The organism is Ectopseudomonas oleovorans (assembly GCF_003052605.1).
Taxonomy (GTDB): Bacteria; Pseudomonadota; Gammaproteobacteria; order Pseudomonadales; family Pseudomonadaceae; genus Aquipseudomonas; species Aquipseudomonas oleovorans_A.
Genome location: NZ_QASO01000114.1, coordinates 23,447 through 35,852 on the forward strand (window position 1 = coordinate 23,447; position 12,406 = coordinate 35,852).

At 60.3% G+C, this 12,406-nt stretch carries 12 protein-coding genes and 1 pseudogene; 6 read left to right on the top strand and 7 right to left on the bottom strand.

Going from position 1 to position 12,406, the window contains the following annotated elements:
* The 4 genes and pseudogenes from DBO86_RS19075 to DBO86_RS19090 form a co-directional block, all read right to left on the bottom strand.
* A pseudogene (locus tag DBO86_RS19075) lies at positions 1-125 on the bottom strand (IS4-like element ISHch2 family transposase); the annotation flags it as partial.
* 171 nt (positions 126-296) lie between these two features.
* Positions 297-584 carry a hypothetical protein gene (locus DBO86_RS25915; RefSeq protein ID WP_146173215.1) on the bottom strand — a complete coding sequence of 96 codons (288 nt, stop codon included), beginning with the start codon at positions 582-584 and terminating at the stop codon, positions 297-299.
* Between the two features lie 166 nt (positions 585-750).
* Positions 751-1,329 carry a CopG family antitoxin gene (locus DBO86_RS26295; RefSeq protein ID WP_197709132.1) on the bottom strand — a complete coding sequence of 193 codons (579 nt, stop codon included), beginning with the start codon at positions 1,327-1,329 and terminating at the stop codon, positions 751-753.
* A gap of 155 nt (positions 1,330-1,484) precedes the next feature.
* On the bottom strand, positions 1,485-1,784 hold the full coding sequence (locus DBO86_RS19090; RefSeq protein ID WP_084342486.1) for a hypothetical protein: 300 nt from the start codon (positions 1,782-1,784) through the stop codon (positions 1,485-1,487).
* A gap of 222 nt (positions 1,785-2,006) precedes the next feature.
* On the opposite strand from DBO86_RS19090, the gene DBO86_RS19095 reads away from it, so the two are divergent.
* Complete coding sequence (locus tag DBO86_RS19095) at positions 2,007-2,969, top strand: integron integrase (protein WP_108234548.1); 963 nt, start codon at positions 2,007-2,009, stop codon at positions 2,967-2,969.
* Positions 2,970-3,042: 73 nt separating this feature from the next.
* On the opposite strand, the gene sbcD is transcribed toward DBO86_RS19095, so the two are convergent.
* Positions 3,043-4,263: an exonuclease subunit SbcD gene (sbcD, locus tag DBO86_RS19100; protein ID WP_108234549.1), complete on the bottom strand. Its 1,221-nt coding sequence runs from the start codon at positions 4,261-4,263 to the stop codon at positions 3,043-3,045.
* On the bottom strand, positions 4,260-4,679 hold the full coding sequence (locus tag DBO86_RS19105; protein WP_108234550.1) for an Lrp/AsnC family transcriptional regulator: 420 nt from the start codon (positions 4,677-4,679) through the stop codon (positions 4,260-4,262). The genes sbcD and DBO86_RS19105 overlap by 4 nt, the downstream gene beginning before the upstream one ends.
* Before the next feature lie 122 nt (positions 4,680-4,801).
* On the opposite strand from DBO86_RS19105, the gene yjeH reads away from it, so the two are divergent.
* The 4 genes from yjeH to DBO86_RS19125 all read left to right on the top strand — a co-directional run bounded on the left by yjeH (position 4,802) and on the right by DBO86_RS19125 (position 9,489).
* On the top strand, positions 4,802-6,055 hold the full coding sequence (gene yjeH, locus DBO86_RS19110) for an L-methionine/branched-chain amino acid transporter (protein WP_108234551.1): 1,254 nt from the start codon (positions 4,802-4,804) through the stop codon (positions 6,053-6,055).
* A 110-nt stretch (positions 6,056-6,165) separates the two neighbouring features.
* Positions 6,166-7,491: a TAXI family TRAP transporter solute-binding subunit gene (locus tag DBO86_RS19115; protein WP_108234552.1), complete on the top strand. Its 1,326-nt coding sequence runs from the start codon at positions 6,166-6,168 to the stop codon at positions 7,489-7,491.
* A gap of 351 nt (positions 7,492-7,842) precedes the next feature.
* Entirely contained in the window at positions 7,843-8,850 is a 1,008-nt protein-coding gene (gene yejK / locus DBO86_RS19120) for a nucleoid-associated protein YejK (RefSeq protein ID WP_108234553.1), read from the top strand.
* Between the two features lie 318 nt (positions 8,851-9,168).
* On the top strand, positions 9,169-9,489 hold the full coding sequence (locus tag DBO86_RS19125) for a glutaredoxin family protein (protein WP_104728828.1): 321 nt from the start codon (positions 9,169-9,171) through the stop codon (positions 9,487-9,489).
* Between the two features lie 2 nt (positions 9,490-9,491).
* On the opposite strand, the gene qhpR is transcribed toward DBO86_RS19125, so the two are convergent.
* Positions 9,492-10,571, bottom strand: coding sequence for an AraC-like transcriptional regulator QhpR (gene qhpR / locus DBO86_RS19130; protein WP_104728830.1), 1,080 nt, complete (start codon positions 10,569-10,571; stop codon positions 9,492-9,494).
* A gap of 324 nt (positions 10,572-10,895) precedes the next feature.
* Between qhpR and exaC the strand changes: the two genes are divergently transcribed.
* Positions 10,896-12,406: acetaldehyde dehydrogenase ExaC (gene exaC / locus DBO86_RS19135; RefSeq protein WP_108234579.1), on the top strand; the 1,511-nt coding region annotated here is incomplete at its 3' end.

The following is a 12,406-nucleotide window of genomic DNA, read 5'->3' on the forward strand; positions in this document are numbered from 1 at the left end:
AGGAACAGGACGAGGTTCTTGAAGGTGAGCTGGCGTCGGCGGGTAAAGTCTTGAGGATTCTGGCGGTGGGCGGCGATGAAGGCGGGACAATCGAGCGGACTGGTTATTTTTTGTACAATTTTCAAACCAGGGCTTGGCTGGCGGTGTCAAGCGATGCGGTATAGGTAGTCAAAAGGGCTTCTCCCATGCACTGATTTGAGCGCTAATTATATGATATTTATGGATAATTTCCAAAGTTGATGACATTGGGCTTTAGCCGGTCCCGAGTGAGCGAAGCGAACGGCTTGAACCATTTGTTAGGCTTTTGACGAATAGATAGAATTATAACGCCGTTTGGCAAGCCAACAGGAAACAATAGAAATAATTGTTGGAAGAATAAGTAAAATCAAAGCAAAAGTTATTGCAAGATCACGGCTGTCGTATATTCGCTGCGGAATGTCTTGCGATAAAAATATTCCCGTTGGCAATAAAGAGCCGAGTAGAGCAATTTCTGCAGTGCCAAATTTATTCTTGCCGTTTAAACGCTTTTTTAACTGCTGCGAAAATACTAGCGGCATAAGATATTGGAGCATACGAGAAAGCATTAAAGAATACTTTGTACATCATGCTCTCGTTATAGGTGTGTATGAAAAATGATCTAGCAATTTGCGCCCAAACGAGAACGCATATAGCTAAGGCAAACATTCCATACCAGTCTCTATGCTGCGATTTCATGTTTTTAATGCCTAACGCAGAAGGCAGCGGCGCGCGTTAGCGCGTCCGCTGGCCTGACTTGTTAGCAGAGATATCCTTGAGGCCGCCTGAGACATACTTGTGAAGGACACTGGAAACCAGGGACTGGTAAGGAAGTCCCTCTTCCAGTGCCCGGCGTTGAAGTGCCTCTAGGTCGCGACTGGAGATACGTATATTGATCCGCTTATCTTTCTTGAACGTTTCTTCCGCTGCCTTCGTCAAGTACTCCCGACGATCGGCATCCAGATCTGACTCGAACTCCCCGGATTCGTATGCCTCCAGCAGCTCTTGCTCTTCGGGATCTAATTTGGTCTTGGCCATGCTACCCCCCCCTAGAAATTTCTTGGTGGCCTTGCGACTGGGGATGACCGTCTTGAGAAAGATTTCTCCATCATTCTCGACGTACGGCACCAGCCAGGCGTAATCGTCAATCCGAACCACAAGCAGGCGTTGATTCGGATACTTGTCCCTGTTGGGGTGAGGTCCGTCATCAAGTAAACCACCAGACTGAAGAGCAAACAGGACATCTTCGAAAGAAACTCCGCGCTCGCTCATCAACTGCTGGTTCTTCTCAGCATTCCAGTTAATTTGCTTCATGGGACGAGTCTAGCAGAGTGTGTGCCTATTGGCATCTTGCTAACGCCGCGAAGCACGCGCGGTTGCGGAATGGAGGCGAAGCCGCAATGCAGTAACCGTCGCCGTGGCTTGCCTGGTTAGCACTGCTCTGCTCAACTGAACGCCTGTGGCTAAAGTCAAAATGGTATTCCGTCTTCATCTTCCTCTGTTGCACCTGATTCGGTAGGCGGCTCAGGGCCAGAAAGAGCGTCTTCAACCGGCATCAGCTCCCACAACTCGCTCTGATGGAGCCAAATCGGATCAGCATTCTCCTCGATGAACTGATCTACAGGCATACCATCCACGGTTGGTGGCCGCTTTATTCTGACTTGCTTACCGTTCATAAAGACCCACTGGTACTTCCTTTGCCGCTCTGCCTTCGCGGCTTTCTTTGCTCTCTTTTGAGCCGGAGTGAGCTTTTTCTTAACCTTTGCCATATCTGAACTTTTTGGTGCTAACAGTGATTAGATGGAAGGCGGTACTAATCCGATAGTAGAGCCTTCCATCTAACTCCGCACTATCGCCATTGCCGCCCTGGAAAAACTCTTTTCAAATCATGGCATTACCAGCCAGCCACTGATGTCTGGATGTATTCGCTTGACTTCCTCATTTTTGCTCTACCATTACTACTGTACAAAAACACAGCTAAGGAGTCGGCCATGGAAACCTCCAGCAAACCTCGCCTGCAGGAGCAGTTCAGGGCGGTGATGCGCTTGCATCATTACAGCATCCGCACCGAAAAATCCTACTGGTACTGGATTCGCTATTTCATCCGTTTCCATAAGCTGCGCCATCCACTGGAGCTTGGTGCTACCGAGGTCAATGCTTTTCTCACTTGGTTGGCAGTTGAGCGTCAGGTGGCTGCCGCCACCCAGAATCTGGCACTCAATTCGCTGGTTTTCCTATACGACAAGGTCTTGCAACAGCCGCTCGGGCAAGTGGGCGAGGTGGTGCGCGCAAAACGCTCAGCGCGTATTCCTTGCGTACTTACGCATGAGGAAGCCACGGCGCTCATTGCCAGGCTCGGCCAACCGCATCAGCTACTGGCTTCGCTGATGTATGGCGCCGGCTTGCGAGTGGTGGAAGCTGCACGTTTGCGTATCAAGGATGTGGATTTCGATAAGCAGATCATCACCATTCATGACGGTAAAGGCGCCAAAGACCGAACGACACTTCTGCCGGCGCCCTTGATCACACAGCTGCTGGAGCGCAGAGAGCGTATGTTTCGCGCCTGGAAGCAGCGGGACAGTTTTTATCACGCTCCCGTCAGCCTGCCATTTGCGCTACGTCGCAAATACCCCAAGGCGGGATGTTCATTCGAGTGGCAGTGGCTGTTCCCGTCGACCGGACTTTGCACGGATGAGGACGGGCAGATCGTTCGTCATCACCTTCATGTCAGTGCCATTCAGAAAGCTGTCAGACATGCCGTGCGGCAATCCAATCTGCACAAGCCTGCCAGTTGCCATACCTTTCGCCACAGTTTCGCCACCGAGTTACTGCGTCGAGGGAGTGACATTCGCACAGTGCAGACGCTACTGGGGCATGCGGATATACGTACGACGCAGATCTATACGCATGTGCTGGGACAGGGCTTTGCCGGTGTAGTCAGCCCGCTGGGGTGAGCGCGGCAAGCACTTGGCTGGGTTGTCACGACCGCCATCCCCGGATTGCATACGGGCTACAGGGTCTGTGCCGCTAGGCCTTGGGCAGCGCCTCCAGCACCTGCCGATACAAACCCTGCAGGCGCAGGGCATCCTCTTCGTCCAGCGTCTCTTGCTGAAGGCGGCGAGCGAAAACATCTTCCACGCTCAACTCGTCCAGCGTCTCTCGCGCTTCACAGGCCAAGCTGGCTGCCGCATTGCCGCGTTCACGACGGATACGCAGCACCTCCACGGGATGCCCTTCGCACAGGGCGTTGATGCGGCTTTGTAGGTCGCTCAGGTAGTCGTCGGTGCTCACTTGCACTTCCAGCCATACGGGCCGTTCGGGCATGCCCTGCTTGGCGGTTTCGGCGATGGCATCGGCCAGTTCCTTCAGCGAGCCGCGCAGGCTGGCCATTGGCTGAAATACCGGCACGGGCAGCGCTATGATCGAGTGCAGCGCAGCCTCGCCGAACTGCAGCAGCAGCACTTCCTTCTGCTGGCGCGCCTCGTCGAAGGACAGGGCAATCGGCGAGCCGCTGTAGCGAATGTGCTCCAGGCCGCCGACCTTTTGCGGGCGGTGGATATGGCCAAGGGCGATGTAGTCCGCCGGCGGGAAGGCGCTGGTGGGGAAGGCTTCCAGGCTGCCGACGTAGATCTCGCGCACCGATTCGCTGGCGCTGGCGCCAACCGTGGTGAGGTGACCAGTGGCGATGATCGGTAGCGTCAGGCCCAGCTCGTTACGCTTGATAACCGCTAGTTCGTACAGTGCCCGGTAATGCTCAGCGATGGCTTGCTGCAGCGACTGCTGCTTGTCCTGCGCGCTCTGCCCCGCCTGGCTGGCCAACACGTCGCGCGGGCGGATGAAGGGAATGGCGCAGAGAATGGCGCCCGGCTGGCCAGTACGATCATTGAGTACCAGTACCTGTTCAGCCAGGTCGACGCCTACGCTCGGCACCACCTGGGTGCCCAGTTGCCCCAGCAGGCTGCGACTTTCACCGAGCATTGCTGGCGAGTCGTGGTTGCCGCCGAGTACCACCAGGGCGCAGCCGACGTCGCGCAACTCCACTACCAGCCGGTAGTACTGCTCGCGGGCATAGCTGGGCGGCGCACCGGTGTCGAACACATCGCCGGCGATCAGCAGCACGTCCACCTGATGCGCGTGCACCTGCTCCAGCAGCCAGGCGCAAAAAGCCTGGTGTTCGGCCTGGCGGGTCTTGCCCATGAAATGCTGGCCCATGTGCCAGTCGGAGGTGTGCAGGATGCGCAAGCTCATAGCGGCCAGTCCTGTACGACGACATGAGTCTTGACCCGCTGCATTTGCGGGAAGGCCTCGATGGCCGCGCGCACTTCGCTCAGGCGCGCCATGCTCGGCGCCTCGACCAGTACCAGCATGTCGGTCTCGCCGCTGATGCCACTGCAATGGCGGATTTCCGGGTATTCGCGCATGCGCTCGACATAATCCTGGCAGCGACCGTTCTGGTAGAAGAGCTCGAGAAAGGCCTTGACCCCGCCCTCGCCCGGCACCGCGACCTGCGCGTGATAGCCGCGAATCACCCCGCTCTTTTCCAGATGGCGAATGCGCTCGCTGACCGACGAACGTGACAGGTTGACCTCACGGGCGATGTGGCTGACGGAGGTGCGCGCGTCGCTGCGCAGCAGGGCGAGGATCTGGCGATCGAACTTGTCCACGGGCTTCTCGGGGTGGCAATCAGGTTGACGGAGGAAACCGCCATTTCGTCGGCAAAAGGCGACAGCCTGCAAGCGGGCGGCGCTCTACCATGGCGGCTCCAATAAAGGCGTGAGCATACCCCATGAGTCGATTGAACAAGGAGTTGGGCCTGCTGCAGGGTGTCGCCCTGCTCAGCACCTCGCTGCTCGGCACAGGCATCTTCGTGGTGCCAGCGCTGGCCGCCACGGCCGCAGGCGCGGCGTCGCTATGGGCCTGGATGATCCTCATTGCTCTGGTGCTGCCGGTGGCCTTCACCTTCGCTCAATTGGGCAAGCGCTTCCCACATGCCGGCGGCGCGCCGCACCTGATCGGCCGCGCCTTCGGCCTGCGCATGGAAGGCGTCAGTGCGCTGCTGTTTCTCGCCGTACTGCCGGTCGGACTGCCGGCTGCGCTGCATATCGCCAGCGGCTTCTGGCTGGCGCTGCTCGACCTCGACCGCGTCGGCCTGCTGGCCATCGAATTGGTCACGCTGGCTGCCATTCTGCTGCTTGGCCAGCGCCCGCCAAAAGCTTCGGGCCTGCTGCAGGGGCTGATCGCCGTGGCCATCGTTGCCAGCGTTGCGCTGATCTGGTGGATGGGTGATCTGCCGCGCACCAGCCAACCGCTGTTGCCAGCCATGGACGACCAATGGCATTTGCTGCCGACAGCGCTGGGGGTGATGTTCTGGTGCTTCGTCGGCATCGAGGCCTTCACTCACCTGGGCGAGGAGTTCAAACGCCCCGAGCGCGACTTCCCCCTGGCGCTGCTGCTCGGTGTGCTGCTGGCTGGCCTGGTGTACTGGGCCTGTTCGGTGGCGGTGCTGAGTTTTGCCACCTACGGTGACGTGCACAGCGATACCACCGCGCTACCGCGCCTGTTCGAGCAGTTGCTCGGCGAGCAGGCGCGCGCGCTGGTGGCGGTGCTGGGCTACCTGGCCTGCTTCGCTTCGATGAACGTATACATCCAGGGGTTCGCCCGGCTGATCTGGAGCCTGGCCGAAGAAGGTCGCCTGCCTGCCAGCCTGGCCGTGCGCAACCGCCAGGGCGTGCCGGGCAAGGCCTTGTTGCTGGTGGTGATCAGTTGCGCGCTGTGCGCCGTACTGTCGGCCACGCTGAAGCTGTCGGTGGATGACCTGATTCGCTATGCCAATGGCAACTTCGTGCTGATCTACCTGTTCAGCATGGCAGCGGGCTGGGTGCTGTTGCGAGGCATCTGGCGTTTGCTGGCCGGGCTCAGCACGCTGCTCTGTGCGGCGGTGCTGGTGATGCTCGGCAGCGATGCGTTGTATGCCGTGGCGCTGCTCGTCGCCCTGCTGCTGCTCGATCATCTGCGCGCCCGGCACAAGGCGTTGGCGTAGCGATCCTCCGCGCACGCCTGGTGGCGGATGAAAGAGCGTCATCCTCACCACGGATGACCGTGGGGAACATGGGTTCTATCCTTAGGCTGAATTTGCCGAAAGGAAGCCTCATGCGCCGCATACTCAATGACCTGAAAATCATGATCCTGGCCAACCTGTGGATCGTGCCGGTGATGGCCGCGCTGGTCTGGGCGCTGTTCCAGTTCGTCGCGCCGCCACCACCGATGAGTGTCAGCATGGCCACCGGCACGCAAGGCGGCGCCTATCAGCACTTTGCCGAGCGACTGAAGGAAGAACTGGCCAAGGAAGGTTTCGAGCTTACCCTGGTGCCCACCTCTGGCTCGCGTGACAACCTGCAACGCCTGCTCGCCGAAGCGCCCGAGGTGCAGATCGCCCTGGTGCAGAGCGGCCTGGAGCGCCAGTTGGCGCCTGACGAACAACGTCAGTTGCAGAGCCTGGGGGCGATCTATCAGGAGCCGCTGTGGCTGTTCTATCGCCGTGACGTTGAGTTGGATCGCATTGCCGACCTGCTGCCGCTGCGCCTCGGCCTGGGCGGCGAAGGCAGCGGCACCCGCGCCGCCAGTGATGCCATTCTCAGCGCCAATGCCATCGAGCCGGAACAATATCCCGACACCTGGCAGAGCCTCGGCGGTGGCAAAGCCGCTCGGGCGCTGATGGCCGGCGAACTGGATGCAGCGTTCTTCGTCGGTCCGGCAGAGAACGCACTGGTTCAGCAACTGGCGGCCAACCCGGACATCGCCCTGGCACACTTTCGGCGCGCCGCCGCTTACGAGGCGCGACTGCCGTTCTTCAATCAGGTGAAGGTCGGTGAAGGTCTGCTCGACCTGGCCAGCAATGCGCCGGATCGCGACATCGTCACCCTCTCTCCAGTCGCTACCCTGGTGGTCAACGACGACTTCAACCCTGGCCTGGTACCGCTGTTTCTCGAAGCCAGCCGTGAAGTGATGCGCAGCGGCACCCTGCTCGACGCCGCCGGCACCTTCCCCAGCGCAGAGCCGCGCACCTTCGAGCTGCACAAGGATGCCGGGCATTACTACGCCAAGGGGCTGCCGATTTTGCAGCGCTACCTGCCGTTTCGCATCGCCTCGCTGGCCGACCGCTACATCATCCTGCTGATCCCGCTGATCGTGGTGATGATCCCGCTGTTCAAGGCCGTCGGGCCGATCTACCAGTGGCGTATCCGCGCGCGCATCTACCGCTGGTACAAGTACCTGCGCGAGATCGACCGCAAGCTGCACGCTGGCTCCCTGCCGGACGCGCTCGGCAGCGAAATCGAGCGCCTGGAGAAACTGGAAGACGAACTCGCCGCGGTGGAAGTGCCGCTGTCGTATTCCAATGAGCTGTACGAGCTGCACATGCATGTGCGCTATGTGATCGAGCGCTTGCGCGAGTTGCAGCGGCGGCGGCAGCCGTAGGGTGGACATCGTTTTTTCATGTCCACCGATGCGCAGCGGATGGAAAAAGCGTCTCCACCCTGAGTAAAAGTAAAAGTGAAGTAGCCGTTTCTGACGAGTAGGAGCCGCGCCTCGCGGCGAATGGTTCAGGCAACCTCGATCATGAGCTGAACCCACCATTCGCCCCGGGGCGGGGCTCCTACAGTTCGTGGACAACGTGAAGTTTGTCCATCACTTGGACTGAGCCCGCGACGACTTCTGTGGGCTTTAGCCGCGAGCAGCTGCATAGCGTTCACCGATGCATGCGCACCAGAATCCATGACCCGCTTCGGGTAAACTTCGCCTCTTGTTTCATTTGCCCACGAGACCGCCATGCCGATCCGTCACTGCATCGTCCACCTGATCGACAAGAAGCCCGACGGCAGCCCTGCCGTGCTGCACGCCCGCGACAGCGAGCTGGCCACGTCGCAAGCCATAGAGAACCTGCTGGCCGACCTCAACGAGAGCTACAACGCCAAGCAGGGCAAGGCCTGGGGTCTGTTCCACGAAGAATCCGGCGCCTACCCGTTCAGTGGCTGGCTCAAGGCCTATCTCGATGGCGAGCAGGATTTCACCGCCTTCAGCCGTCAGGCCGTCGAACACCTGCAAAAGCTGATGGAGGAATCCAACCTCTCCACTGGCGGTCACGTGCTGCTGGCTCACTACCAACAAGGCATGACCGACTACCTGGCCATCGCCCTGCTGCACCACAGCGAAGGTGTGGCGGTGACCGACGCGCTGGACGTGACGCCGGCCAAACATCTGGATCTGGGCCAGTTGCACCTGGCCGCGCGCATCAATATCAGCGAGTGGCAGAACAACAAGCAGTCCAAGCAGTACATCTCCTTCATCAAGGGCAAGAACGGCAAGAAGGTCTCGGACTACTTCCGTGACTTCATCGGTTGCCAGGAAGGCGTCGACGGCCCCGGCGAAACCCGCACCCTGCTCAAGGCCTTCAGCGACTTCGTGGAAAGCGAAGACCTGCCCGAAGAACAGGCCCGCGAGAAGACCAAGACCCTGGTCGGCTACGCCAGCGGCCAGGCCAAACTGGGTGAACCGATTACCCTGGAAGAACTCTCCGGGCTGATCGACGAGGAGCGTCCCAAGGCCTTCTACGAGCACATCCGCAACAAGGACTACGGCATGGCGCCGGAATTTCCGGCGGACAAACGCACCTTGAGCCAGTTCCAGCGTTTTACCGGGCGGGCCGAAGGGCTGTCGATCAGCTTCGAGGCGCACCTGCTGGGCTCGAAGATCGAATACGACGAGGGCCGCGACATGTTGATCATTCGTCAGTTGCCGACCCAGTTGAAGGATCAGCTCAAGCGGCGGCAGGATTGATGCCTGCTGTTGTAGGGTGGGCCGGGCGGCGATCCGCTTTAGCAGGCCGTTGAAAAACGTAGGCGAGGCAGCCAATGCAAGGCAAAAACAGGCGAAAAAGCGGAGTTTACGAGCTGTAAATGAGCATTTTGATCGGACTCGCGCACGAGCCTGTTTTTAACGCAGCAGTGGCAACGCAGATAGTTTTTCAACAGCCTGTTAGCCCACCAAAGCAGTCCAAGTCAGCACCCGAGCTACCTTAGGAAGCTGAGATCGTTGTTGGTGGGCTGAAGCCCACCCTACAAACCTGACCGCGCTATCGCACAAGGACGCGCCACCATGAAGACGATTGTGCTGCTGCTCGCCGCGCTGGCTCTGTGGCAGAACTGGGACAAGATCGACCGCTGGCTAAACCCGCCACAGGCCGGTAATGCCAACGGCGAGATCGTGCTCTACGCGACGCAATGGTGCGGTTACTGCGCCAAGACCCGCGAGCTGTTCGCCGAGGATGGCATTGCCTATCGCGAAGTGGATATCGAGAACGATGCGGCTGGCCGCGCCCGGTACCAGGCACTGGGTGGCCGGGGCGTGCCGGTGATCGATCTACGCGGCCAGGTGATTCACGGCTACGACGTGCGCGCCATCCGCGCCGCCTACTGACCTCAACTCAGCGAACTGTCCTCACGCCGCCACTGCCGTGGGCTGACGCCGAACCAGCGGCGGAAGGCGCGCGAGAAGGCGCTGGTTTCCGAATAGCCGAGCAATGGCGCCAGCTGCGAGATGGGCAGTTGCGGCTGGCGCAGGTAACGGTTGGCCAGTTCGCGACGCACGTTGTCCACCAGTTGCGAGAAGCTCAGCCCCTGCTCACGCAGGCGCCGCTGCAGCGACCAACTGGCCATGCCGAGCATTTCCGCGACATCTTCCAGCGCCGGCTCGCCGTACAGCAGGCGCTGGCGAATCTGCTCGCGCACATCGTTGACCATATCCCGCTCACCACGCCCGCACAGGGCGCTGATCTGGTTCAGCGAGTCCTGCATGACCATCAGCAGTACCGGATCACTGTCCGGCATGGCGCGGTCGAGGCCGCGCTTGGGAATCAGCAGGGAATTGCACGGCTGCTCGAAATACACCGGCGCATCGAACACCTTACAGTGCTCGTGCCAATGCTCCGGCCGTGGGTGTTCAAAGTGCACCGCGCGCGGCGCCCACTGCGGGCCAAGCACATGACGCACCAGGTTGAGGGCCATGCCCAGGGTCAACTCGGCATCCTGGCGGCGGCTGAGAATGGCGCCATGGCGTACCTGATAGTCGAAGCGGTAGCACTCGCCCTCATCGACCAGGCGGATCAGGCTGTTGCGCTGATGTAGCGGGAAGGCACGGGCGAAGTTGATCAGCGCCTGTTCCAGGGTCGCCGAACACAGCCCGATATAACCAAGCAGGCCAAGCGCCTGCGGCTTGAACTGCTGACCGTAGTACAGACCGAAGTTGTCGCAGCCGGACTGATGCGCGGCTTCTTCCAGCACCTGGCAGTAATTGGGCAGTGCCAGGCTCAGGGTCGGATGGCGCAGGCACTCGGGGTCGATCCCGGAGACCCCGAGGATACGATCCGGGTCACCGCCCTGCTTTTCGATGAAGCCGCACAGGCCACTCGCAGCAGCCGCCAGCACACCCGCATTAGCCGGCGCACCGGACAACAGCGAAGCGCCGAACGAACCACCCGCCTGGGAGAAAAAGGCACTCATCGGGGCCTCCTTGGTAACAATGCGTTTCGGCAAGCAAGAAATACGCCTGCACTGTCGCACCGCAAAACCACGGTTCAAACGCCACCTCCGTGCCCCGCCCTGCCGGGCGAGTGAGTCATTTTGAAACATCCGCACCAAAACGCAGCGGACGACTTGACCCATTACGACACAGGCAGCGTCGGCGCCTGCAAAGTTGACTTTGCACGACAGCAAGCCCCCTGTGCAGTCAAGTTGCGCCCATGAAATCGGCTCATGATCGACCCAGGCTGAACGTCAGCTCACCTGCTACGTACAACTACAACAACATCGTTTCGGAGAACGCTCATGATTTATGCCAAGCCTGGAACCAGCGGCGCCGTCATCACCCTCAAGCCGCGTTACGGCAACTACATCGGCGGTGAGTTCGTCGCCCCGCTCAGCGGTCAGTACTTCAGCAATACCAGCCCGGTCGATGGCTCGGTAATCGGCGAATTCCCCCGCTCCAACGCCGCCGACATCGACAAGGCTCTCGATGCTGCGCATGCCGCCGCCGATGCCTGGGGCCGCACCAGCGTGCAGGAGCGTTCGCACATCCTGCTGAAAATCGCCGACCGCATCGAAGCCAACCTCGAACTGCTCGCCGTGGCCGAAACCTGGGACAACGGCAAGCCGGTGCGTGAGACGCTGAACGCCGACGTACCGCTGGCCGTCGACCACTTCCGTTACTTCGCCGGCTGCATCCGCGCTCAGGAAGGCAGCACCGCCGAGATCAACGACGGCACCGTGGCTTATCACTTCCACGAGCCGCTGGGCGTAGTCGGGCAGATCATCCCGTGGAACTTCCCGCTGCTGATGGCCGCGTGGAAGCTGGCTCCGGCGCTGGCTGCCGGCAACGCCATCGTGCTCAAGCCGGCCGAGCAGACGCCGCTGTCGATCACCCTGCTGGTGGAAATCATCGGCGACCTGTTGCCACCAGGCGTGCTCAATATCGTCCAGGGTTTTGGCCGCGAGGCCGGTGAGGCGCTGGCCACCAGCACGCGCATCGCCAAGATCGCCTTCACCGGCTCCACCCCGGTGGGCTCGCACATCATGAAGTGCGCTGCCGAGAACATCATCCCGAGCACTGTCGAGCTGGGCGGCAAATCGCCGAACATCTTCTTCGCCGACATCATGAACGCCGAGCCGGCCTTCATCGAGAAGGCTGCCGAAGGCCTGGTGCTGGGTTTCTTCAACCAGGGCGAGATCTGCACCTGCCCGTCGCGCGCGCTGGTGCAGGAGTCGATCTACGACGCCTTCATGGTCGAGGTGATGAAGAAGGTCAAACAGATCAAGCGCGGCAACCCGCTGGACACCGAGACCATGGTTGGCGCCCAGGCCTCGCAGCAGCAGTTCGACAAGATCTTGAGCTACCTGGAGATCGCCCAGCAGGAAGGCGCGCAGGTGCTTACCGGCGGTGCTGCCGAGCGGCTCGAAGGCGACCTGGCCAGCGGCTATTACATCCAGCCGACCCTGCTCAAGGGGCACAACAAGATGCGCGTGTTCCAGGAAGAGATCTTCGGCCCGGTGATCGGCGTGACCACCTTCAAGGACGAAGCCGAAGCCCTGGCGATTGCCAACGACACCGAGTTCGGTCTGGGCGCCGGTGTGTGGAGCCGCGACATCAACACCGCGTACCGCATGGGTCGTGGGATCAAGGCCGGCCGTGTGTGGACCAACTGCTACCACCTGTACCCGGCGCACGCCGCCTTCGGTGGCTACAAGAAGTCCGGTGTCGGCCGTGAAAACCACAAGATGATGCTCGACCACTACCAGCAGACCAAGAACCTGCTGGTGAGCTACGACATCAATCCGCTGGG

What these genes read in the sequence shown, in the direction of transcription:
- DBO86_RS19090 (WP_084342486.1), bottom strand. Translation starts at nt 1,784, where the DNA reads ATGGCAAAGGTTAAGAAAAAGCTCACTCCGGCTCAAAAGAGAGCAAAG.
- DBO86_RS19125 (WP_104728828.1), top strand. Translation starts at nt 9,169, where the DNA reads ATGAAGACGATTGTGCTGCTGCTCGCCGCGCTGGCTCTGTGGCAGAAC.
- yejK (WP_108234553.1), top strand. Translation starts at nt 7,843, where the DNA reads ATGCCGATCCGTCACTGCATCGTCCACCTGATCGACAAGAAGCCCGAC.
- sbcD (WP_108234549.1), bottom strand. Translation starts at nt 4,263, where the DNA reads ATGAGCTTGCGCATCCTGCACACCTCCGACTGGCACATGGGCCAGCAT.
- yjeH (WP_108234551.1), top strand. Translation starts at nt 4,802, where the DNA reads ATGAGTCGATTGAACAAGGAGTTGGGCCTGCTGCAGGGTGTCGCCCTG.
- DBO86_RS26295 (WP_197709132.1), bottom strand. Translation starts at nt 1,329, where the DNA reads ATGAAGCAAATTAACTGGAATGCTGAGAAGAACCAGCAGTTGATGAGC.
- DBO86_RS25915 (WP_146173215.1), bottom strand. Translation starts at nt 584, where the DNA reads ATGCTTTCTCGTATGCTCCAATATCTTATGCCGCTAGTATTTTCGCAG.
- DBO86_RS19115 (WP_108234552.1), top strand. Translation starts at nt 6,166, where the DNA reads ATGCGCCGCATACTCAATGACCTGAAAATCATGATCCTGGCCAACCTG.
- qhpR (WP_104728830.1), bottom strand. Translation starts at nt 10,571, where the DNA reads ATGAGTGCCTTTTTCTCCCAGGCGGGTGGTTCGTTCGGCGCTTCGCTG.
- DBO86_RS19095 (WP_108234548.1), top strand. Translation starts at nt 2,007, where the DNA reads ATGGAAACCTCCAGCAAACCTCGCCTGCAGGAGCAGTTCAGGGCGGTG.